The 285-nt window shown below is 33.7% G+C and carries 1 protein-coding gene; it reads right to left on the bottom strand.

Annotation, left to right across the window (positions count from 1 at the left end; translation table 11 throughout):
* On the bottom strand, positions 1–285 hold a 285-nt coding region (locus ACFX59_RS18340), incomplete at both ends, for a hypothetical protein (protein WP_387434506.1).

Below are 285 nucleotides of genomic sequence, written 5' to 3'. Positions count from 1 at the left end.
CTTATGTGTAAACACAATTGAAGGACTGTATTTCATTCCATACCGATAATAAGTATCATAAATACAATTCCCTAAAGCTATGTAACGTAAACCTTGATATATACTTACATTTTTACAGCTACAACTTAGTGCACAAATAGTCTCGTATATATCAGCACTCCTAAAAGAAGGTTCTAATCTTCTTACTAATTTAGGAACTATATCCCAAGCAGGTTGATAAATCCCCTCTTTTGGATTGTACACAAATAAGCTACCTTCCCCAGCATCCTCTATTTCAGCTATACT

This window comes from Sphingomonas sp. NCPPB 2930 (assembly GCF_042867205.1).
In the GTDB taxonomy this organism is placed as follows: domain Bacteria; phylum Pseudomonadota; class Alphaproteobacteria; order Sphingomonadales; family Sphingomonadaceae; genus Sphingomonas.
Note: the sequence above shows the minus strand (reverse complement) of the source record. Positions and strands in the feature narration are given on the sequence as shown.